Annotated in this window: 19 protein-coding genes; 5 read left to right on the top strand and 14 right to left on the bottom strand. The window is 37.0% G+C overall.

What is annotated here, in order from left to right; genetic code table 11:
- Positions 1 to 56: 56 nt before the first annotated feature.
- From AACU98_RS14125 to AACU98_RS14070, 12 genes are all read right to left on the bottom strand, one after another.
- Entirely contained in the window at positions 57 to 1,049 is a 993-nt protein-coding gene (locus AACU98_RS14125) for an alpha/beta hydrolase family protein (RefSeq protein ID WP_088207213.1), read from the bottom strand.
- A gap of 311 nt (positions 1,050 to 1,360) precedes the next feature.
- Positions 1,361 to 2,926, bottom strand: a complete 1,566-nt coding sequence (gene ahpF, locus AACU98_RS14120) for an alkyl hydroperoxide reductase subunit F (protein ID WP_017628129.1) — start codon at positions 2,924 to 2,926, stop codon at positions 1,361 to 1,363.
- 92 nt (positions 2,927 to 3,018) lie between these two features.
- On the bottom strand, positions 3,019 to 3,582 hold the full coding sequence (gene ahpC / locus AACU98_RS14115; RefSeq protein WP_004242845.1) for an alkyl hydroperoxide reductase subunit C: 564 nt from the start codon (positions 3,580 to 3,582) through the stop codon (positions 3,019 to 3,021).
- 292 nt (positions 3,583 to 3,874) lie between these two features.
- The gene (locus AACU98_RS14110; RefSeq protein WP_161734949.1) at positions 3,875 to 4,519 is read right to left on the bottom strand and encodes a hypothetical protein; all 645 of its coding nucleotides are present in this window, start codon (positions 4,517 to 4,519) and stop codon (positions 3,875 to 3,877) included.
- Between the two features lie 343 nt (positions 4,520 to 4,862).
- Positions 4,863 to 5,018, bottom strand: coding sequence for a hypothetical protein (locus tag AACU98_RS14105; RefSeq protein WP_004242841.1), 156 nt, complete (start codon positions 5,016 to 5,018; stop codon positions 4,863 to 4,865).
- Positions 5,011 to 5,829: a PadR family transcriptional regulator gene (locus tag AACU98_RS14100; RefSeq protein WP_161734946.1), complete on the bottom strand. Its 819-nt coding sequence runs from the start codon at positions 5,827 to 5,829 to the stop codon at positions 5,011 to 5,013. Before AACU98_RS14100 ends, AACU98_RS14105 begins: the two co-directional genes overlap by 8 nt.
- Positions 5,830 to 6,184: 355 nt before the next feature.
- Positions 6,185 to 8,017, bottom strand: a complete 1,833-nt coding sequence (disA, locus tag AACU98_RS14095; protein WP_161734974.1) for a swarming inhibition tyrosine decarboxylase DisA — start codon at positions 8,015 to 8,017, stop codon at positions 6,185 to 6,187.
- Between the two features lie 513 nt (positions 8,018 to 8,530).
- Positions 8,531 to 9,556, bottom strand: a complete 1,026-nt coding sequence (locus AACU98_RS14090; protein ID WP_004248024.1) for an NAD(P)H-quinone oxidoreductase — start codon at positions 9,554 to 9,556, stop codon at positions 8,531 to 8,533.
- Between the two features lie 130 nt (positions 9,557 to 9,686).
- On the bottom strand, positions 9,687 to 10,571 hold the full coding sequence (locus AACU98_RS14085) for a 4Fe-4S binding protein (RefSeq protein ID WP_161734943.1): 885 nt from the start codon (positions 10,569 to 10,571) through the stop codon (positions 9,687 to 9,689).
- A 20-nt stretch (positions 10,572 to 10,591) separates the two neighbouring features.
- On the bottom strand, positions 10,592 to 11,464 hold the full coding sequence (locus tag AACU98_RS14080; RefSeq protein WP_060554650.1) for a dimethyl sulfoxide reductase anchor subunit family protein: 873 nt from the start codon (positions 11,462 to 11,464) through the stop codon (positions 10,592 to 10,594).
- On the bottom strand, positions 11,461 to 12,090 hold the full coding sequence (locus tag AACU98_RS14075; RefSeq protein ID WP_004242832.1) for a DMSO/selenate family reductase complex B subunit: 630 nt from the start codon (positions 12,088 to 12,090) through the stop codon (positions 11,461 to 11,463). Before AACU98_RS14075 ends, AACU98_RS14080 begins: the two co-directional genes overlap by 4 nt.
- Positions 12,087 to 14,483 carry a DMSO/selenate family reductase complex A subunit gene (locus AACU98_RS14070; RefSeq protein ID WP_161734940.1) on the bottom strand — a complete coding sequence of 799 codons (2,397 nt, stop codon included), beginning with the start codon at positions 14,481 to 14,483 and terminating at the stop codon, positions 12,087 to 12,089. The genes AACU98_RS14075 and AACU98_RS14070 overlap by 4 nt, the downstream gene beginning before the upstream one ends.
- A 565-nt stretch (positions 14,484 to 15,048) precedes the next feature.
- On the opposite strand from AACU98_RS14070, the gene AACU98_RS14065 reads away from it, so the two are divergent.
- Positions 15,049 to 15,807: an FNR family transcription factor gene (locus AACU98_RS14065; protein ID WP_004248018.1), complete on the top strand. Its 759-nt coding sequence runs from the start codon at positions 15,049 to 15,051 to the stop codon at positions 15,805 to 15,807.
- A 142-nt stretch (positions 15,808 to 15,949) separates the two neighbouring features.
- Positions 15,950 to 16,900: a universal stress protein UspE gene (gene uspE, locus AACU98_RS14060; protein WP_004248016.1), complete on the top strand. Its 951-nt coding sequence runs from the start codon at positions 15,950 to 15,952 to the stop codon at positions 16,898 to 16,900.
- Between the two features lie 82 nt (positions 16,901 to 16,982).
- Here the strand turns inward: uspE and pntB are convergent, their stop codons facing one another.
- Both pntB and pntA read right to left on the bottom strand, forming a co-directional pair.
- Positions 16,983 to 18,371 carry a Re/Si-specific NAD(P)(+) transhydrogenase subunit beta gene (gene pntB / locus AACU98_RS14055; RefSeq protein WP_161734937.1) on the bottom strand — a complete coding sequence of 463 codons (1,389 nt, stop codon included), beginning with the start codon at positions 18,369 to 18,371 and terminating at the stop codon, positions 16,983 to 16,985.
- 11 nt (positions 18,372 to 18,382) lie between these two features.
- Complete coding sequence (gene pntA / locus AACU98_RS14050; protein WP_049210301.1) at positions 18,383 to 19,912, bottom strand: Re/Si-specific NAD(P)(+) transhydrogenase subunit alpha; 1,530 nt, start codon at positions 19,910 to 19,912, stop codon at positions 18,383 to 18,385.
- 387 nt (positions 19,913 to 20,299) lie between these two features.
- On the opposite strand from pntA, the gene ydgH reads away from it, so the two are divergent.
- The 3 genes from ydgH (at position 20,300) to AACU98_RS14035 (ending at position 23,971) form a co-directional block, all read left to right on the top strand.
- Positions 20,300 to 21,253: a DUF1471 family protein YdgH gene (gene ydgH / locus AACU98_RS14045; protein WP_004242823.1), complete on the top strand. Its 954-nt coding sequence runs from the start codon at positions 20,300 to 20,302 to the stop codon at positions 21,251 to 21,253.
- Between the two features lie 268 nt (positions 21,254 to 21,521).
- Complete coding sequence (locus AACU98_RS14040; RefSeq protein ID WP_004248014.1) at positions 21,522 to 22,916, top strand: amino acid permease; 1,395 nt, start codon at positions 21,522 to 21,524, stop codon at positions 22,914 to 22,916.
- A gap of 488 nt (positions 22,917 to 23,404) precedes the next feature.
- A complete protein-coding gene (locus AACU98_RS14035; protein WP_004242818.1) occupies positions 23,405 to 23,971 on the top strand; it encodes a fimbrial protein in 567 nt (188 codons plus the stop codon).
- Positions 23,972 to 24,103 lie beyond the last annotated feature (132 nt).

The following is a 24,103-nucleotide window of genomic DNA, read 5'->3' as shown; positions in this document are numbered from 1 at the left end:
AGACACTACCGCTCTTTTATCTAATTGATAATAGAGCGGTTTTATCATTTTGAAATTTATTTCACCATTTTATTGATCCACTTAATTTCTTCGTTAGTGAATCGAATATTGCTTTCTTTATTTGTATCAGTATCTTGCAAGACTTTGTCTTTAATTAATTGGCTAACAGGGACAATAATATTAAAATGGTCTCCATTTTTTATATTATAAATTTTCAGAGGAATATCGTGTTCCATTGCAACCACACGTAATTCATTGAATTCATCCCAAAAATAATCATGACCTTCAAAATAAAATGTTGGTGTTTTTATTGATTTAATATAGCGGTATACAGAGCGGACATTAAATTCTTCTTCGTTGTTTTTATCAAAGGGTAATTCAACCATCATCCGCCCTTCTGTGCGTAGTTTAAGATCAGGTATTCCTCCTAAAGAGAATATTGCCCTGAATTTATCACTGTATTCACTAGCCAATAATGCTCTCGTTCCCCCAGTGCTATGTCCTACTACGTAAATACGTTTAGGATCAACATAAGGTAATGACGCTAAATATTCTCTAGCTGAGTCTAAATCTTCTAATTCACCATAAAACATTTCATAGCGACCAGGGTTGGTATTTTCACCACGAAAAGAAGGTATCATGAGTACCATATTAGGATCACGAAACGTCGCTCCTGTTTGGTCATTTTCAACTGGTTGTGGTGTCCAAAAATAATCATCTCCTCCTATCCCACCATATCCTCCATTCAGCCAAATAACCGCAGGTAGTTTATTTTTTTTATTCGCCGGCGGAGGGGTTAAATAAGCATACATATCACCTAGTTTGGCGGGATATTTAACTACATTGAATATTTCTGCTGGCGCTTCCCAAGGTGCTTCAGTATTGTCAAAACTATCATTTATAATTTGTGTTTTAAAACGCTGATGTGCTTCAAATAAGGTTTCATCGCGAACATCGATATTCGCATTCGCCGAGAAAGTACCAATTGTTAGTAAAGAAAAAATAAGCGCAGGAGCAATTTGTCTAAAACATCTCTTTTTTAGAACCATATCAATCAATTTCCGTATAGATTATTTAAGTAGTGGAATAATAGTATAGGTTGCTTAAAAATTTTGAATAGCATTTTTCTTGAACAAAGAAAAATAGATGTAAAAAGTATCTTAATTGGAATGGTTAAATTGCTTAAAAATTAAATAGGCAGAAAACGGCTTTTGTTTTGAGAAATTATTTTTAAACAACATTCTGTCCATACTTGAATACTTAAGGGCACTTTTCAGCCATTTTTGATGATTTTATATACAAAAAAAGGCATCTTAAAAAAGATGCCTTTCTCTATAACTTATTGATTATTTTGATTTACTTATTTTGCAGTCGTGCGAATTAAGTAATCAAAGGCGCTTAATGAGGCTTTTGCGCCTTCACCTGCGGCGATAATAATTTGTTTATAAGGAACAGTTGTACAGTCACCCGCAGCAAATACCCCTTTAATATTGGTTTCACCACGTGAATCAACCACGATCTCACCAATTTTATTACGCTCAACAGTTCCGTCTAACCATTGTGTGTTTGGCAGTAAACCAATTTGGACGAAAATACCCGCTAAGGCAATATCATGCATTGAATCGTTAGTGCGATCTTTATATTTCAGTCCTGTTAACTTAGTACCATCTCCATATACTTCTGTTGTTTGGGCATTTAAGATAACATCGACATTACTTAAGCTACGCAGTTTCTTTTGTAAAACAGCATCGGCTCTCATTTCTGAGGCAAATTCTAGTACGGTCACGTGCTCCACTAAACCCGCTAAGTCAATGGCAGCTTCAACACCGGAGTTACCACCACCAATAACAGCCACTCTTTTACCTTTAAATAGAGGACCATCACAATGTGGGCAGTATGTTACACCGCGAGTACGGTACTCGTTTTCACCCGGTACGTTCATATTTCTCCAGCGAGCACCCGTGGCAATAATTAAGCTACGGGTTTTTAAAATCGCACCAGATGCGGTTTCAATTTGGTGTAGATCACCTTCCGCTGCTCCCGGAATTAAACGGCTGACAGTTTGGCTGTCAATGACATCAACTTGATAATCATCAACATGAGCTTTTAAAGCCCCAGCTAATTTTGCACCTTCTGTTTTAGGTACAGAGATATAGTTTTCAATATCAACAGTATCGAGAACTTGTCCACCAAAACGTTCACCGATAAGACCTGTATTTAAGCCTTTACGTGCAGCATATACTGCCGCTGACGCCCCCGCAGGGCCGCTTCCGACGATCAAAACATCAAAGGCATCTTTTTTATTTAATAACTCTGCAGTGCGTTTTTCTGCATTGCTATCTACTTTGCTAACAATTTCAGCTAAAGTCATACGACCTTGGCCAAACTCGTTGCCATTTAAGAATACCGCAGGAACGCCCATGATATTACGTTCCTGAATTTCATTTTGGAACATGCCTCCGTCGATCGCCGTATGGGTGATGTTCGGATTTAAAATCGCCATTAAGTTTAATGCCTGAACAACATCAGGGCAGTTATGACAAGAGAGCGAATAATAGGTTTCGAAATGAAACTCACCGTCTAACTGACGAATTTGTTCAAGTAATTCTGGGGCTTCTTTAGATGGATGACCACCGGTTTGTAATAATGCTAATACTAAAGAAGTAAACTCATGACCTAATGGCGAGCCTGCAAAACGAACGCCAGTTGTTTTCCCTGGGTTGGTAATAAGAAAAGATGGTTTGCGCACATTAGCACTGTTATCTTCACGGTATGTGACTTTATCAGATAACGGTTCAATTTCTTTTAATAAGGCTTGGATATCAGCAGAATGTTTGCTGTCGTCTAATGTTGCAACTAACTCAACTGGCTGGGTTAATCGTTCTAGGTAAGCTTTCAGTTGAGCTTTTAAATTATTATCTAACATTTTTGCACCCTCAATAAAATCGGGTGCCGAAACACCCGATAAATAACTACGTTAGTAGCTTCTTTAGTGGCTTGATTCTTATTTAGAATTTTTTAGATTTTGCCAACTAAATCCAGTGATGGAGCTAAAGTTGCATCACCTTCTTTCCATTTTGCTGGGCAAACTTCACCTGGGTGGCTAGCAACATATTGAGCCGCTTTTACTTTACGTAACAGGTCAGCTGCATCACGGCCAATACCTTCAGCAGTAATTTCGATTGCTTGGATGATACCTTGTGGGTCAACAACGAAAGTACCACGATCTGCCAGACCTTCCGCTTCACGCATATTTTCAAAGTTACGAGTTAATGCGCCAGTTGGGTCACCGATCATGCCATATTTGATTTTACCGATAGTTTCTGAGCTGCTATGCCATGCTTTATGAGTAAAATGAGTGTCAGTAGAAACAGAGTAAATTTCTACACCCATTTTTTGGAATTCTTCATAATGATCAGCTAAGTCACCTAATTCTGTTGGACAAACAAAGGTAAAGTCAGCTGGATAGAAGAAGAAAATGCTCCATTTGCCTTCTACGTCCTTTTCAGTCACTTCTACGAATTGACCGTCTTTAAATGCCATGTTTTTGAATGGTTTGATTGGGGTATTAATTAAAGACATTGTATTTCCTCCTGTTTGGTATGAATCTAATGTACCTATTCCAATTGAGAATATCTAATACATTCCTACTATCATATCAATAGGTTTTACCTAATGAGTTTAATAAATTGATAGAGATAGATTAACGAAATGTAGCGACTAACGCAAATGACTAAAAAAAATACAAAAAAACACGATTTAATGACAAAACAAGCTAATTATTGCTATTTTTAGCAGTAAAAATATAAAATTAACTCTATAAAAAGTAACAATTATTTTTTCAATTTAGCGCTTTTTATCACATATATATAGATCAAATCTCTTTGGCGGTTTTTAAAATAGTATAAGTGCATTTAAAAGCGGCCTGCTGGATCCGATAAATATCTTGTTTATCGGTGGTAGATTGCACAACTGCATCACCGGCTTGAAAACGTTGTAGCTCTCCCCAAGGCGCTTCCATTGCAAACTCAGCGGTTTGTTTTGGAACAATAAAATAATTCATTTCAATCCCTTTAGGGATAAAAACTTGATAGCCTTGCCTTATCGGTGTGATGCTTTTCGCTTTGTCTGCATCAGCCAGATTATAGCGCTGAGCAAATTTATCTTTTCTGACCAGAATTTCTTCATTACCTGTTGCTGGACAAATATTTTGTACAACCCAATCACCCGCTTTGGCTGGCTCCGAAATAGTTTCAACCCCTTCACCTTTTATGTAAGTGGTGATCACTTCCCCTTCTTTTGCAGGTCTGGCTAAAACGGGTTTGGTTTTGATAGCCACACCAGTGATGGCCATTTTCTCCGCTTGAGCAAAATAAGAAATGCGATCTTTTTGAGGTAAATGAGTGAGTGGTTCAGCCACAGAAAATCTAGGTAGCAAGGCAGAGGCGAGAAATAATATTGCTATGCTATTTTTATAATGTTTGTAAGGCATATAGGTACTGTCTATCTTATCTGTCATCTTATTTATCTATCTATCATCTTATTCATATAGATGCATGGGTAGCATTTTGGTTTTACCATATATCAATGGTATCTCGAATATTATGACAAATTAAAAAATAACAGTATCAATAAAATCAGCAAGTAATGAACTAAGAATAAAAAAGCGAGGAGTCTCACAACTTATAATAAAAAACTAATAAAAAACCACCGAAATAGTTATAAAGTGCCTCATTAGTAGTGAGAACTATTTGAAAAAACAGTGCGTTGAAAAAAATAATGACATGATAAAAGAAATATGCGAGGCAGCATGCTCAAAACGACAGAAGCTATAGCATATGGATAGCCTCTGTCTAGCATTATCATAGTCTACCTGTTTTTCGTAACGCTCGTCGAAAATAGGATACTGGCATTTTAGGACAAATTTGCTCTTTGACGGCTGGATTATTTTCTAGCTCTTCTTTTTCAATATCATTATTTTTGCTTCTGTTCCGTAATGGTGTTTCTGTTTTATTCATCTTCCCTTACCTCAGAGATCAATGCCTCATTAATGGCTTCTATTTTTTCGACTGCTTCATTAAGTATAAAAGCAATGCGTTGCGCTTTTTCTACAGAAAGTTGTTTCAATACTAACTTATGACGTAATACCGCTTTTAATTTTCCTACCGCAAATTCGATTTCCTCAGAAACTCCCCCTGCGTTTTGTGATAAATCACGTGCATAAGCCAGTTTATTTTGAATATTTTTTTCTGTTTCTTGGTTTTCTGCTAAAAATGCTGAACCTTCTGGCGTAATACTATAATTTTTACGGCCTTTTTCAGCGATATTAGCAACAACTAAATCTTGCTCTTCTAATAGTGTCAGTGTTGGATATATAACCCCTGGACTTGGTACATATAGTCCTGAAGATGCTTCGTCTATTCCTCGAATAATTTCATACCCATGGCTAGGTTTTGCCGCGATCATACTCAACAAAAGGACACGTAAATCACCATGGTCAAACATACGTTTTAATTGACGACCTTGGCCTCTTCCTTTTCCTTTACTAGCACCACAACCTCGGCCATGTCGTTTACCATGCTCTTGCTGTTTTTCACCGTGACAACAGCCATGTTCGGCATGATCATTATGCTCATGACTTTGCTCACCCTGTTGGCAACATTTGCCATGACCTTCTTGGTGATGGCCTCTTTCACCATGACAACAATGTTCATTATTGCCATTATGGTGTTGTCCTCTGTGTTTACCTTTACCACCACAACGTCCGATGCCATGACCACCATTATCGGTGTGTTGTTGATAAAGCGAATGTAACGCTTGGATCATCATAATATTCCCTCATTTTTTAGATATATCGAAATCATTGATGACCAATATAATCCGATATATCTAAATGATCAAGTTTTAGATATATCTATTTACTTTTATCTATCATAAGGAATAGTAACAATATGATTTATCTATAGTTACATTCTATCATTCACGCCTAATTATGAATGATTCTCATTCTCGAGCTTGATTTTATGTGCTATTTATAACGAAAATAAGGAGCTAGACAAACGAAACAAGCAAAGGAAGGAGTAACTTTAGTGACAGCGTCACTTTTATAAGGGTAAACTAAAAAAGTTAGCAACCTTTTCCTTGCTAACTTTTACTATGTTAAATAATAAATAGAACAAAATAGCTATTTTAATGCAGATAGGACAACTTTTTTAATATAGTCGCACCCTGCTTTAATATGCTCTTCACTCCATTTGTCAGTGTTTTTTATCGTTAATTGTAAAAGACTTAAGTGGTTAACTTGCTTCCATTCATCTTTGCCTAAATGACATTGTTGACAAAACTGAGCAGGTATATCATCGCTATTACGAGCACACAGCACTAATAGGTTGAGATCTTGCTTATATTGGCTCTTTATTTCTAAATTTTTATAAATAGCATTATTTAGCTGATTTTGTATTTTTAAACATTGGTTGCCTTTAATTGCAATGGCAAAAGTGAGTTTATTAAAATCTGAAACTGGCAAAATATGAATAGCATAAGAGATACCCGATTTTTCAAATTCGTTCTCTTGTTTTAATTGTTGTTCCAGTTTTACTCTAGCTTCCCATTGATTTTGAGCGCATTGCCCATACCCAAAATGATTAAAAGCATATAGCTGATGGATCCCCCACATTGATGCAACCGCAGGTGCTGATTGGATCCCATCAATTTCATCGGGAATATTCCCCTCTTCTGGGCACAGTTTTGGCGGGTTAGCGAGAAAACGGCTTAATCGAGCATCTTTTATACAAACAATCCCCGTAGGATAAGGAGAAAATCCCGCTTGAAATGGCTCAAAAGAAACAGAATCAGCTCTTGATAGCTGAGTAAAACTATCATAAATATCCGAGGTTAACTCAAGTAAAGGTGCTTCTTGCTTAAGTTTATCGCACAATATGTTATAAGGGATGATGCTATTATTTTCGTCAAGAAAAAGGCTTTTCATATAGCCTAATTGGGATGCATCAATGTGAATATAGAATGAGTTGTTATGTTGTTTTTCACACTCTTCACGTAATTCGAAAAGAGGCTTAAGTTTGTCAATGCTACCGTATGTCGATGAGCCTAACACGCCAATAATACCGAGTATCGGCTCTCCCTGTTCTATTAAGCGAAGCACAATATGACGCGTTTTAGCTATATCTGTTTTAAACTCTTCATCTATTGGTAAGGCAATGAGATTATCATAACCTAACCCCAAGATATCCATCGCCTTCTTCCAAAATTCGAAGCGGTATATCGGTACTAGTAATTTACCTAAATGCATCGTTCTTGTCATGCCTGTACCACGACAAGTTAAATGGCTGACATCATCAAAAATATCTCGCTCATATAGCTGTTCACTGATGGATAAAATATCAGTGATAGACATATTAAATAACTCAAATGCTTTTTTATCTGCAACCAGATCTCTTGATTTTGGATGACGTGCAATCGCCATCGGCAGTGTTTTTAAATTTCTCAAAGCCCACAAAATTTCATAACAAGCAAAAACATGACTGGTGGTAATATGTCCAAATGCTTTATCTGGCTCAAAACCGATTAGTTTACACAAATCATGAGTTATTTTTTGCTCTTGCTGTTTTTGTATGGGTGAATGTTTGTTAAAAACATTATCAGCATTATAGGCCAGTGCAGAAAGGTAGCCTAATTTCGCCAATCGCATGACGGGAGAGTTGTAATGTGAGAAATAAGGCTCAATCTCAGGTTTATTATTCATTAGCTGCTGGTTTAAATTATTTAAAATATCACCATAAGATCCCTTCACAGCTTTATTTTCAATAGTATTGCTTTTTATTTTGTTCTCTAATCTCTCATTAGTATTTATCTGTGAGTTATTTGGACTAGAATAAAAGGACTCACTATCCATCAACATCTTTACCATCTCTCGATGATAACATGTTAGGGTATCCACGGTTCGGGTATCAAACACACGCTCTGCAGCACTCAGACAGGTTTCTTTGTGATTTGCCATCATCGCACCTATATATAAATTTTTGTTATCAATTTTAATCAGAATTGAGTTTATTTTACGTAAATAATTAGTCTCTTTTTAAATGATATACTACATGATGAGTAAGAATCTTCTTTATTTTATTGATATCAGATAAGATTTTCCAAGTTCGTTCTAAAGTTTTTACTTTTTCATGATAAATGATTTAGTTTTATTAATTAGTTTATAAATTTCATTATCAATTTTGATTTATGCTATTTTTCAAAACTTATTATAATATTTTTACCATAGTCGATACTTAAATCTGTTTTATTTTAAATAAGTGATTTTTTATCTTAGATAAGATGGATTATTAAGTGAGGTTTATTTTTATAATGACGCAAAAAGCACAGGATCATATTAAAGCTTCTTAAATTTTTTATAGAGAATAAAAAAACACATAATATCTTTATTATGTGTTTTTTCAGAATAATCGTGATTGAGAATGAGAATGCTTTTATAACTTATAATAAATAAAATAAATTTATTTTCGCTCTACACAAGTGATTTATTCATATCAATCTCAAGCACTACTTTACCAATTAAGTCACCAGACTCCATTAATTGATGTGCTTTGGCAACTTCTTGTAAAGAAAAGACCGCATTAATAATAGGCTTAATTTGACCTTTGATAATCAACGGCCATACTTGTTGTTTTAATTCTTGTGCTATATGTGTTTTTTCTTCTGGCGTTCTAGAACGCATGGTAGAACCTGTATGAATTAATCGCTTAAGCATCAGTGGCATCATATTTAAGTTTTTAGGGGCCCCTTTCATCATGCCAACTTGGATCACTCTGCCAAATTTCGCCGCAACTTGATAATTTTTTTCCACATAATCGCCGCCGATAATATCAAGTATGACATCAACGCCTTTGCCTTGAGTTAATACAGGAATTTCTGTAGCAAAATCTTTCTCACGGTAATTAATAACATGATTAGCCCCTAATTTTTGGGCAACTTCGGCTTTTTCTTTTGAACCTACCGTTGTGTAAATTTCACAACCAAGATTGTGTGCTAACATAATCGCCATAGAGCCAATCCCAGAAGTGCCCCCATGGATCAAAACCGATTCCCCGGCTTTTAACTGACCGAGTTGAAATAGATTTGCCCAAACAGTAAATAAATTTTCAGGTAATGCTGCCGCTTCAATATCGGTTAATCCTTGCGACGGTAAAGCGATATCTTCATGGACTAAACAATATTCAGCATAACCGCCACCAGCAACTAAAGCACAAACACGATCACCTATTGCCCATTTTGTACAATGTTCACCTAATTTCACCACTTCGCCAGCAATCTCTAATCCTAATATAGGAGATGCATCGGCTGGCGGTGGATAACTACCTTGACGTTGAAAAATATCAGGGCGATTAACACCCGCTGCATTAACTTTTACCAACATATAATGAGGGGGCAATGACGGTAATGGGCTATTTTCTAATTGCAGTTTATCAACGCCACCGGGTTCAGTAATAACCACTTGCGTCATAAAAGCAGGTAAGTCATTATTTTTTATCATGATGTCACCTTACTTAGAAATGAATGAGATCTTTATCAACAATCACTATCGCATAAAAATAGTCATTTTATTTAAGTAATGATGTTATTGAGATAAATTTATTTTTGCATAGAACAAATTATAAACACTGTTATAGCCATCCCTGTTTTTGATGCTGAGTACAAATCGGACATAAGGTGGCATTAGGCTCCCAAGCCAAAAAAGCAAGGCGGCATTTATCACATTGCGCATCATAATAATGGTAGTGTGTCGGTGTGCTATTTTTAGCAATTTGTTCTACGACTTTTATTGATTTTGGAAAACAGACAACTTGGCAGTTCATACAACCGGTACAACGTTTTTCATCAATGATAAAGCGATTATCTTCGATTGTGATTGCACCTTCATCACACACCTTGGCACATGCAGAACAAAGAATACAACTTTCTTTATCTAATTGAATATGGAACCAGCTATCTTGCGGATAAAGCTGTTTCCTTGCATTTAATCCTGTTTTTACGTGACCTTTATTAAGTGGCTTTTCATCTAATTTTTGTCGAAATAGCATAAAGCGACGACCACTATCGACCGGTTCAGGCTCCACTAAAACTAATTGCCAAATAGGCTCTTGTAAGGTTTTTAATTGCAAATTAAGTTGTGCGAGTATCGGCAGCCACTTATCAACCAAGGGTTCCGCTATTTTCATACCGCGTATTTGATATTGTCGATGCCAAACCAAAAGCTCTTCAATACTGGCCAGTGGTTCATCATGATTAATGACTAATAGATTATCTTGAAAGCTACGTTCATGGGGGGAGATATTTTCTATAGCATCAACAGGACAAGTAAATAGACAATTACCGCATTGGAAACAACGCTCATTATCTATTTCAACGTTCAAAAGACTAAAAGTGATAGCGTCCACAGGACAGACTTTTGAACAGCTATCACAAAGGCTTTGTTTGAGGCGTTTCCTAACACATTTATCATTAATGATAGGTTCAGGAGGAAGATCTACCCTAATAAAACGCCTCATACTTCATGACTCCATTACTATTACTTAACAATAAAAAATGCAAATCGGTTAAGTATTTCAGCAATTAACAGGACAATACCGCTACCCCAAATTAGAGATAACCCAGAAGTAAATACAGCTATACGATATTTATACAGGCTATATCCCATCATTAATATACTGATAATAGACAATATCCATGCAGATATTCTTAATCCGAAAGTCTCATTATACGCAATTATAGGGGTATGAGGAAAAGTAATTGCATCATTGGTTAATTGTATTTCTGACATCCATGATAAATAAAGTGGTTGCTCTGCCATACGGATAGTCACGGCAAGAAAAATACCAACTAAAGCACTTAATACTATTTTTTTAGTAAGTTCGCCATCAGCAAAGGCTTTAACCCTTATTGAAGTGATTAATAACGTGATCACCGCTCCCGCAGAAAAAACAGAGCCGATAAACATAAAATAGGTATTAACATGCATCCAAGTTATCATCGATGTGCTGTAATAAAGTGAAGCCATACAGAAAATATCCACTAACCCCAGTAAACCGATAATGGCTAAGAGGGTTTTATTCATATGACCTTTTATTAGTACTAGCAAGGTATATAAACATAGTGCGCCCAGGTAAAGAGCAGCAAAGATAATCTCACGGCTTAGCCATGATGATGATATATGGCGTAAGGCATGAAACGCATTCCACGGATATCCCATATGCAGTGTTGAGGCTAATAATCCTAAGCATCCCAATATAGCACTTGTCAGTAATACGGGGCGCAAAGTGCGTGTTGCTCGTTGATTACCTATTTCTTTTTCTAACCAACAAAAATAGAGGGCAGTAAAAATAGTAACACCAACAGAACTTTGTACTAACAAAGTAAAGGTAACTAATGGCCATTCACTCATGCTTGGTTCCCTCCTTTTTTAATTGCACCAGTATGTGGTTTAATGACCAAATTAGGGTGAGTGATTGTAAAATCAGGTAACCCTTGAACTTGGCTTAAATGACCATATTTAGCGCGTAGATCTTTAATTTTTCCAAACTTAATCGCATTTAATGGACATGTATCAACACAAATAGGATTTTTACCTTCTGCTAATAAATCTACGCAGAAATCACATTTCGACATTTGTCCTGTTTCAGTATTCATTTGTGGTGCACCATAAGGACATGACCATGAGCAATAACCACACCCAACACATTTGCTGGTATCAACACGGACAATGCCATCTCCGGGGCGTTTATGCATTGCTGTTGTTGGGCAGTTTTTTACACATATAGGATCGTCACAGTGATTACATGAAATCGTTAATGTGTATGCAAAGACATTATTTTCAAATGCACCTTGCCCATTAGGTGCAAATCCCCCGCCCTGTATTTCATAAATACGGCGAAAACGGCGCCCAACCTCTAAATTATTTTTATCTTTACATGCAACTTGGCATGCTTTACAACCTGAGCAACGAGAAGAATCAATAAAAAAACCAAGCTGTTCATCGCTAACAGGCGCATATTGTTTGAATTCACTCATGCTTTGGTTACCTCAACTAAAACGGTTAAATGTGAATTACCATGGGCTAATGGTGTCATACGTGTTGATGTCAAAACGTTAGGACACCCACCATGATCAACACCGTCTTTATCAGGAGACCACCAAGCCCCCGCCTGTAAACCAACCACACCAGGAATAATTCGCTCGGTAACTAAAGCGGGTATTTGGGTGATCCCTCTGTCGTTATAGATACGCACCATATCGCCATTTTTGATGCCTCTATTTTGTGCATCAATAGGGTTTATCCACATTTCTTGGCGTTGTACTTCTTGTAACCAAGGGTTAGCATATTGCGTTGAATTGGTTCTATTTTTTCCTTTCCAAGTTAACATTTGTAGTGGATATTTCTCGGTCAATTTATCTTCTGGACCTTCAATTGCAGGAACATAATGAGATAATGCAGGAATATCGACATTATTCATGTCATAGAGACGTTTAGAGAAAATTTCAATTTTTCCTGATGGAGTTGGGAAAGGATGATTTTCTGGATCACGAATATTTTCTTCAAATGCAACAAAAGGTGCATCTTTGAAAAGATAGCGGCGAGTCTTGAGTAATTCATCAAAAGTTGGGAAATCAGGTCTATCTTTAAAGCGTTCTTTGTTAGTATTAACGAGATAAGCTATCCACTCTTTTTCTGTTCGTCCTTCGGTAAAAGCCTCTTTGACTCCCATTTTCTCAGCAACATCGCTGATCCATTCATAATCAGAACGTCTTTCAAAAGCAGGTTCAACGACTTTTTCTGACAGTAAGAAATAGTTGCCCGTTCCCCAAGTATTACCGATATTCCAACACTCTAAAAAGCTCGTTTCTGGTAAAACTAAGTCTGCGTATTTGGCTGACGGAGACATATATAGATCACTAACAACGATAAACTCTACTTTAGATTCATCTTCAAGTAACTTAGCTGCCGCATTAACATCAGGGTTTTGATTGACAAGATAGTTACCCGCTAAAGAAAAGATCATTTTGATATTACTATCAAGTTTATCGACGCCAATAAGACCATCTTCTGGCGTCACTTTACTCGCGTCCTCAACAGCTTGCATCCAATTCATAATGGATATTTGTGCAGTTACCGGATTTTTGCCAATATTGGGACCACGAATAGATTGACGGTTACCAATTCCGCCATATCCAGCCGCCCAAGCCCCTTTTTTACCCACATTCCCAGTAATTGCTGCTAATAACGTTGAACCACGGGCGGTACGTTCACCACAAATATGACGTTGTGGCCCCCAACCTTGAATTAAGGCCGCGGGTTTTGTCATCGCATATTCACGTGCTAATTGACGGATAGTATTGGCTGGGACTCGTGTGATTTTTGTCGCCCATTCAGGGGTTTTCGCTATACCGTCTTTTTTCCCTAACAAATAAGCCATTAATGATTCGTTAGCTGGTACCCCTTCTGGCATATGATCTTCATCAAAACCTACCACATATTTATCGATAAACGCTTTATCATGTAAATTTTCGGTCACAATGACATACATCATTGCATCCATCAGTGCATTATCTGTGGTAGGAAGTAATGGGATCCATTGATCAGCTAAAGATTGAGCTGTATCTGAATAACGAGGATCGACAACAATAAATTTGGTCCCATTATTTTTCATTTTTTGAAAATAGTGATTGGTGTGACCAAAAATGGTTTCGTTGGGATTATGTCCCCACAAAATAACTAAAGGCGTATCCGCTAAAGTATCAAGAGAACTTCCTGTTTTAGATACGCCATAAGTATAAGGTGTTACTTTAGCGGTATTCCCTAAGCTCACTGAATGATAATAAGGAAGATATCCTCCTGTGAGATTAAAGAGTTTTTTCATCATAGTATCACCAGAGAAGATCCCCCCAGTGACGGCGGTATTTACCGTAAGAAAACGGCTTGCTGCACCATGCTGTTGAGTTAATCGTGTTACATTATCAGCAATTAAAGAGGTTGCTTCATCCCAAGAGATACGCTCAAATTTGCCTTCACCGCGCTTACCCACACGTTTCATGGGATATTTAAGTCTATCCGCATGATAAGTGAATTTACGATAACCTCTACCTCTTACGCAGGCCCTCATTATCGGCATTTGTTCATCTAAATCAGCATCTGGTCTTGTGGTAATACGGGTAACAATCCCCTCTTTAACATGAGCTCGGATATCACATTTACCACCACAGTCAAAGGTGCTACATGTTGCGACGACAGTAGCAGGTTTCTCATCAATGTTGGCAATAGGTAGGCTTTTATCAAGATTGGCCTGTGCATTTTGTGCGAAAAAAGGCATACTCACTAATGCTGCACTGGCTTGTACAAAATGACGACGCGTTAATGGCATCCCCTCTTGATTAGCAAGCCTTTTTTCTTGTTTTTTTATAGACATATCATTCTCACATAACTATTTTTATTAATGAAAATGATAAAAGATAGTGGATAACCCTTATTGATACATATCAATACCACTTAATAGGTAAGCGAATGTTTCAAAACTCCATTCGTCTTTGTATGGGATCTGCCATTTTATAAGGAAAAGCTAATTCAAGTTAGCATTAAGTTGTATCAAAAATACATTTAGCTAACTTTACTTAGGAAGTGTTAACAGATGATTAATTTCTGTTGGCAAAACGAAAAGTTAAGAAAATAAAGTGAATAAGATGTTAATCCTTGAATAAAATTTCTTGAGTTCCCTCCTAATTTTTAGTTTTACCAAAGATAATTTAGCAAATACCCTATGACTTCCTTAAAAAATCGAATAATATACCAATCGTGTATAGGGTTAGCGCAAATTATTCTAAATAAGTCACCAAACAAAACACGGGCTTAATCAATCTATATCGTTTTTTACATTCAGAATTATTTCTATGCGTACCATTATTCCCCTTACCAATTACAGCAATGTGTGTTAAAATTGACACATATCAATATTTTTATTTGTAATGAGCAAGCTTATGATCCCAGAAAAACGCGTCGTTCGCCGAATCCAATCTGGCGGTTGTGCAATCCATTGTCAAGATTGCAGTATTAGCCAGCTCTGCATCCCGTTTACTTTAAACGAGCATGAGCTTGATCAACTGGATAATATTATCGAGCGTAAAAAACCTATCCAGAAAGGTCAAACCTTGTTTAAAGCCGGTGATGAGCTGAAGTCACTTTATGCCATTCGTTCAGGAACTATTAAAAGTTATACGATCACTGAAGAAGGCGACGAACAGATCACAGGTTTTCATCTTGCAGGTGACTTGGTTGGATTTGATGCCATTATCAACACCGAACACCCAAGCTTTGCACAAGCTCTTGAAACATCAATGGTTTGTGAAATACCATTTGAAACACTAGATGATTTATCAGGCAAAATGCCTAATTTACGTCAACAAATGATGCGTCTAATGAGTGGCGAAATCAAAGGTGACCAAGAGATGATCTTACTGCTATCAAAGAAAAATGCAGAAGAACGTTTAGCCGCCTTTATTTATAACCTCTCTCGCCGCTTTGCGCAGCGCGGTTTTTCACCTCGTGAGTTCCGTTTAACCATGACTCGTGGTGATATTGGTAATTACTTAGGCCTGACAGTAGAAACCATTAGCCGACTATTAGGTCGTTTCCAGAAAAGTGGTATGTTAAGTGTAAAAGGTAAATACATCACTATTGAAGATAGTGAAATGTTAAGTGAACTCGCAGGCAAACTGCCTTCCTCAACAGAAGCTTAATCTTTTACATTACATCACCTATTTTTATAACGGGGCACACAAATTTGTGTCCCGTTTTCTATTTTGTGCTATTGCATTTTAGCTTCTTGGGTTATCTTTAAAAATGTAGATGGATAAATCCAGCCCTAAAGAGGATATAGCAATGGAAAAATATCAAAACCTTCTCGTTGTCATTGATCCTAACCAAGATGACCAACCAGCACTACGTCGTGCTGTTTATATCGTTCAGCGTAATGGTGGGCGGATAAAAGCTTTTCTACCTGTTTATGATCTCTCATATGACATGACCACCCTTTTATCTCCCGATGAACGTAATGCGATGCGCAAAGGCGTGATTAATCAAAAAACCGCTTGGATAAAACAGCAAGCTCGCTATTATCTTGAAGCCGGCATTCAAATCGACATAAAAGTGATTTGGCATAACCGACCGTATGAAGCCATTATTGAAGAAGTGATCACCGATAAGCATGACTTACTGATTAAAATGGCTCATCAACATGATAAGTTAGGCTCCTTAATTTTTACTCCCCTAGATTGGCAATTGTTAAGAAAATGCCCTGCTCCTGTATGGATGGTAAAAGATAAAGAGTGGCCAGAATACGGCACTATTGTTGTCGCCGCTAATCTGTCCAATGAAGAGTCATATCATGATGCATTAAATTTAAAGTTAATTGAATTAACTAACGATTTATCTCACCGTATACAAAAAGATCCCGACGTTCATTTACTCAGTGCCTACCCTGTTGCACCCATTAATATTGCAATTGAGTTACCTGACTTTGATCCTAATCTTTATAACAATGCCTTGCGTGGACAACACCTTATAGCAATGAAAGAGCTTCGCCAGAAATTCTCTATTCCTGAGGAAAAAACACATGTCAAAGAAGGATTGCCTGAGCAAGTTATCCCTCAAGTATGCGAAGAGCTAAACGCGGGTATTGTCGTATTAGGTATTTTAGGGAGAACCGGACTTTCTGCCGCTTTCTTAGGCAATACAGCAGAACAGCTGATCGACCATATAAAATGTGATTTACTCGCTATCAAACCTGATGGCTTTACCTGTCCTATCACTGTCGATTCAGATAACGAATAACGCTTTTAATACTGTATAGCAAAACGCCCGCTATCGCTTAAATAGTCGGGCGTTTTTTATTAAAGATTATTAGCTAAACAGATCACAAGGCTTTTAAAATCGCATCGACACTGGCTTTAGCATCACCAAATAACATTTGGGTATTTTCTTTAAAGAATAATGGATTTTGTACCCCCGCATAGCCGGTATTCATAGAGCGTTTAAACACGATCACGTTTTGAGCTTTCCATACCTCTAATACCGGCATACCTGCTATTGGACTATTAGGATCGTCTTGTGCGGCTGGGTTAACAGTATCATTTGCACCAATAACTAAAACGGTATCTGTATCAGCAAAATCATCATTGATTTCATCCATTTCTAAGACAATATCGTAAGGTACTTTCGCTTCTGCTAACAATACATTCATATGCCCCGGTAGACGACCCGCAACTGGATGAATACCAAAGCGTACTTTTATACCACGCTGACGAAGCTTTTCTGTTATATCATGTACTGGGTATTGTGCTTGTGCCACTGCTAAGCCATAACCCGGCGTAATAATCACTGAACTTGAGTTTTTCAATAGTTCAGCAACTTCTTCTGCGGTTGTTTCACGATATTCCCCCATCTCTCCTTCGTCACTGGAGCTGCTACCATCTGTACCAAAACCACCGGCAATAACGTTAATAAATGAGCGGTTCATTGCTTTACACATGATATAAGAAAGAATAGCGCCCGATGAACCCACTAATGCCCCGGTTACAATTAACAAATCGTTGCTTAACATAAAACCAGCGGCGGCGGCGGCCCACCCCGAATAAGAGTTCAACATTGACACAACAACAGGCATATCCGCACCACCAATGGAGGCAACTAAATGCCAACCAAATGCTAATGCAATGACAGTCATCACAATCATTAAAAAGACTTGTAAACCAACACTGTCAGTTTTGACAAACCAGATCATTAATAAAAATGAAATAACTAAAGCCGCTAAATTAAGTTTATGGCGATTAGGCAACATCATAGGTTTGGATGACATTTTGCCACTTAGCTTGCCATAAGCGACAATGGAGCCGGTAAAAGTAACCGCACCGATAAAGATACCTAAAAAGACTTCTGTGAGATGAATGTTGGCCATTACAGGATCAATGGCAGGATTGTGATCTAGATAACTATTAAAACCAACCAGAACCGCGGCTAAACCTACAAAACTATGCAAAATAGCCACTAACTCTGGCATTTGCGTCATTTCAACTTTTTTGGCTAAACGGATACCAATAACGGCACCAATAACCATAGCAACAATGATCCAACCTACATTATCAGCATAAGGCCCAAAGATAGTCGCAAATAACGCGATAGCCATCCCTGCAATACCAAAGTAATTCCCCTGTTTTGAGGTTTCATGTTTGGATAACCCTGCAAGGCTAAAAATAAATAATATTGCGGCGACAATATATGCCGCTGTAACAACACCGCTGGACATAATTGTCTCCCTTATCCTTTACGGAACATTTTCAACATACGTTGAGTGACGGTAAATCCACCAAAAATATTAATACTGGCAATTAAAATAGCGATAAATGAGAAAAAGCTTACCCAACCACCACTACCGATTTGTAGTAATGCACCAACGACAATGATACCTGAAATGGCATTTGTCACTGACATTAATGGGGTGTGCAATGAATGGCTGACATTCCAAACAACGTAATAACCAACAACACAAGAAAGTGCGAAGACAGTAAAGTGTGATAAGAACTCTTTTGGCGCAACATTAGCCAACCATGCGAACAGTAAAAAGGCAATAGCCAATAAACCATATTTTTTCCACGGGGAAATAGGTTTTGCAACGGGTTTTTCTTGGGGTTTTGCAGCAGGAGCTACTTTAGGTTGCGCTGAAACTTGAATAGGAGGCGCCGGCCATGTCACTTCCCCCGCTTTAATAACGGTAACACCACGAATAACCACATCATCAAAATCAATATTGATATTACCATCTTTTTCTTTACAGAGTAATTTCAATAGGTTAACTAAGTTAGTACCATAAAGTTGAGATGATTGAGCCGGTAACCGGGCAGCTAAATCAGTATAACCAATAATTTTTACACCATGTTCAGTGGTAAAAATCTCACCAGGAACGGTATATTCACAGTTACCACCATTTTGGGCTGCCAAATCGACCACCACACTGCCTGGTTTCATTGAATCAACCATCTTTTTAGTGATTAAACGTGGTGCAGGTTTTCCTGGAATTAGTGCTGTTGTAATAATGATATCAACATCTTTGGCTTGCTCTGCAAATAATGCCATTTCTGCATCAATAAATGCTTTTGACATCACTTTAGCATAGCCATCACCACTCCCCGCTTCTTCTTTAAAATCAAGCTCTAGGAACTCAGCGCCCATACTTTGCACTTGCTCTTTGACTTCAGGTCGAGTGTCAAATGCACGAACAACAGCGCCTAAACTACCTGCGGCCCCAATAGCGGCAAGCCCAGCGACACCCGCACCAATCACCATCACTTTGGCTGGTGGTACTTTACCTGCAGCGGTAATTTGCCCAGTAAAGAAACGGCCAAATTCATGAGCGGCTTCAACTACGGCACGATAGCCGGCAATGTTCGCCATTGAACTTAATGCATCTAAAGATTGTGCACGGGAGATACGCGGTACACTATCCATAGCCATTACATTAATCTCTTTTTCAGCTAATTTTTCTAGCAATGGTGCATTTTGTGCGGGCCAGATAAAACTAATTAAAGTCGAGCCTTTTTTGAGTAAAGCAATTTCATCTTCTAGGGGGGCATTAACTTTTAAGATAATGTCGGATTGCCAAATATTTTGACAATCTAAGATCTCAGCCCCTGCTTGTTGATAAGCGTCATTATCGAAACTAGAAGCAATGCCAGCTTCATTTTCTATCGCGACTGTAAATCCTAATTTCAAGAGTTGTGTGACTGTAGCAGGTGTTGCTGCAACTCTTGTTTCGTTAGAAAGTCGCTCTTTGGGTATACCAATTCGCATAATTTTCCCTTCTTATCCATCCGAAAACTGTTAAAATTTCATGGCTAATTTCATTAATATGCAAAAAAATTGTTAAGCATTATCATTCACATGCCATTTATTGGGGTACTAATAACCTACTGAAAATAAAACCAATAATCTAGATCTGTGTAAAGCTAAAATTGAACTTAATGCGATCATTTTAGTCGAAAAGGCATATTAATGAATTATTCACTATATTTAAGTAAATATCTGGTAACATATACTGGTCATTTGACCCAGTGGCTATTCACTAAATAAAATAATGCGACAAACGCTATTATTACATGTAATAATTGCACTCTATGTGATAGATCACTATGTTCAGCACATGACCAATATTAATTGCGCAAGGCGGAAGGATTTTGTATGAAGCTGAAAACCTCAGTCATCGCAGCAGCGGTGTTATCTTTAACTAATATTACTGTTGCGCAGGCTGCACAGGAACTGTCTCCAGAACAAGCGGCAGAGCTAAAACCATTTGAAAGAATTACAGTCATCGGTCGTTTTAATGCGATTTATGAAGCAGCTGACGCAGTATCTCGTCGTGCTGATAAAATCGGTGCTGATAGTTTTTACATTCAAGGTCTAGATGATATCAGTGATAGTGGTAACATGAGTGTGACTGCCGATCTGTATCGAAAAGATGCACCAAAAGCAACTGAAGAAGAATACCGCGTATTTCATGGTGTAAAAGAATTACCAAAACCTGAAGCTATTTTGCTACAGCCTTTTGATACCGTTACTATTCATGGTTACTATCCAACAACACCTGATATTAATAACGAAATCGGGAAAGAAGCAGCAAAAAAAGGTGCAGCATCATTCTTTATTGTCCGTAATATCTCGGTAAATGATGGTGGTAACCAAGAAGTTACTGCTTATATCTATAAAAAAGATGCCCCTAAAAGAGCCATACAGTCTTCAGAAGCCGTGGTTCCTTATGACTCTGATGCGGGTCGAGCGCTTATTGCCGAAGGTGGAAGTGCAGCCAATAAAGTTGAAAAACCAGGACTTGCGTCAAATAGTGACTTTGATAGAAATGTAGGTGTATTTGCTGAAACACAATCATCAGGTAAAAGCGGACGTTACACTGTCACCTTACCTGATGGCACTGAAATTCAAGAGGTTAATAAAGCAGCGGCTGCATTAATGGAACCTTTTGATACCATTACTTTCAGTGGTTATTTTGTGAACTCACCGGAAGTTTCTTATCAAGTTGCTAAACGTGCCGCAGAGAAAGGTGCAAAATACTACCATATTACTCGTGAATGGCAGAGTAATGGTGGTACGGTAACAATCACAGCGGATTTATTTAAATAATCTGTTGTTACTTTCTCTTTTAAAAACCTTGCTCTATGCAAGGTTTTTTTATACTTGTCCAAATAACCTCACTCAATTTCTTATCCTTATGCATAAAATTTATGATTTTATGCATAGACAACCAGGTCAACTCTCCGTAAAATCTCGCTGTTTTTTAGTGGTTTTATCTTTGTCTTAAATTAACAGATTCATATTTATGCTAATTATTAAACCAAAAACAAGAAAATACGCTATTTATTCACAATTTTAATCATGCAGGAACTTATCTTTGAATAAAAAACTTGGTTTAATGTCACTAACAGCGTTAGTGCTAAGCTCAATGGTTGGTGCAGGTGTATTCAGTTTGCCTCAGAATATGGCTGAGGTTGCAAGCCCTGCGGCACTGATTATCGGTTGGATAATAACAGGGGTTGGCATCCTTTTTCTCGCCCTATCATTGTTATTGCTTTCTCGCTTAAGACCTGATCTTGATGGCGGTATTTTTACCTATGCGAAAGAAGGATTTGGTGAATTTATTGGCTTTTGTTCTGCTTGGGGCTATTGGGTCTGTGCGGTAGTTGCCAATGTCTCTTATTTAGTCATCGTTTTCGCTGCTGTGAGTTTTTTTACCGACAGCCCTAATAATATTATTTTTGGTGATGGTAATACATGGCAGGCATTGTTGGGTGAATCAATCTTACTTTGGGTTGTGCACTTTTTAGTTCTACGAGGTGTGCAAACAGCCGCTAGTATCAATTTAATGGCCACGATGGCAAAATTAATACCATTGGGGTTATTTATTATTGTTGCCCTACTTGCCTTTAATATGGATATTTTTACCCTTGATTTCGAAGGGATAAAAATGGGCGTGCCCGTTTGGGAACAAGTAAAAAATACCATGTTAATTACTTTATGGGTATTTATTGGTATTGAAGGGGCCGTTGTCGTATCTGCAAGAGCAAAAAATAGAAGAGATGTTGGTTTAGCGACAATATTTGCGGTTGTGATCGCGCTGATTATTTATATTCTCGTTACCCTATTATCTCAAGGATTAGTTAGCCAACCAGAGCTTGCTATGATGAAAAACCCATCTATGGCACCTTTACTGGTTCAACTAATTGGAAATATAGGTGAGATAGTTATTGCCGCCGGCCTTATTCTATCGGTATGTGGCGCTTATTTAAGCTGGACAATTATGGCTGCTGAAGTCCCTTATATTGCCGCATTACACCACTCTTTTCCCAAACAACTGAGTAAACAAAATCACAATGATGCGCCTTCCTCTTCCTTGTGGTTTACTAATTTAGCTGTTCAATTATCACTAGTATTAATTTGGCTTACTGGTAGTAATTACAATACCCTACTGACCATCGCGTCAGAAATGATCCTCGTTCCTTATTTCCTGGTTGGTGCTTTCTTATTTAAAGTTGCCATAGAACGCAGTAGCCGAGGATTATTACTGATAGCAATACCTGCAAGCCTCTATGGTTTATGGTTACTTTATGCATCAGGTGTAATTAATTTATTACTTTCCGTCGTTCTCTATGCACCCGGTGTATTAATATTTTTATATTCACGAAAACAATATAAAGATAAACAGTCATTAAATACTAGTGAAAAAATACTACTGATGATGGTATTAATTGGCGCAATTCCTGCTTGTGGCTATTTAGTATTTAATTAAGATCTATATTCCCCCTTGAGAAAGAAGCAAGGGGGCATCTCTTTCCCTTCACTCCCTTTTTTTCTACCCAAGCTTCTCTTGTTCATTTCCTTAAGCTTTGTCATTAGAAATTGAATAACGCCATGTTTTGATTACTTAGCAAGTAAATATTATTGATGATGGTTAAGTGCATTATATTAGAAGGATAAATTGTATGTTGTAACTAATTATTTCCCTAATTGACTACAATTTACACATATAATTTTTATATAAAATTCATTTTTTATATGATGTTTTTTAAAAAACCAGTGAATAACACAATAAAATATATTATTTTTAGTTAATACAACCATAAGTAATATCATAGACAGACAAATAAACTGATTTTTCAACAAAAAGTAGATAAATACACTTTATTTACTTTTTGTTAGAAAACTATATTATCCACTCCGTCGCAACAAATAGGATAAACCTATTGCATTATCAAATTATTTATTAAAGGAAAAACGATGAAAATAAAAAATCATATCAGATTACTATCTGCATTATTAGTTATCTCTTCTAGCATGAATGTATTAGCAGATAATAGCAAAACAACAGAAAAGAAAAATAACAATATTATTAATTTTAGTGGAACAGTAATATCAACATCCTGCAATATAGATAGCCCTAGTTCTCCTATCACTTTGCCTACAATTAATAAATCGGAAATAGTCTTAGATAAAGATTGGGCCAATGCCAAAAGCAGTACAGGTAGTAATTTTGAAATTAAACTATTAGATTGTGGCAATAATAATGCAACATTAACATTTAACGGCACTGATTTAGCCGGTGAAAATAAAATTATGAAGAATAAAAGCATCACAAATAATAGTGCTAAAGGAGTAGGAATTTTCATTCGTAGTGATGAAGGTAATAAAAATATTATTCATTTAAATGGTAACCAAGCAATAACTAAGAGAATTGAAAATAAAACAGCAACTTATAAATTCCATGCCAATTACGCGAGTTATCTTCCAAATCCAACATCAGGAACTGTCAATACATCAGTAAATTTTACCGTTAAATATTCTTAATTAAAAAAACACAGGATTATTTTATTATGAAGTATAATGTTTATATTTTATTTATCATAATTCTGTGTTCTACTTTTTTTACACAAGCAAATGTAATTTATAGTGGAACACGGTTTATCTATAATGAAGACG

It is taken from the genome of Proteus sp. G4380 (genome assembly GCF_963885725.1).
Taxonomy (GTDB): domain Bacteria; phylum Pseudomonadota; class Gammaproteobacteria; order Enterobacterales; family Enterobacteriaceae; genus Proteus; species Proteus mirabilis.
Note: the sequence above shows the minus strand (reverse complement) of the source record. Positions and strands in the feature narration are given on the sequence as shown.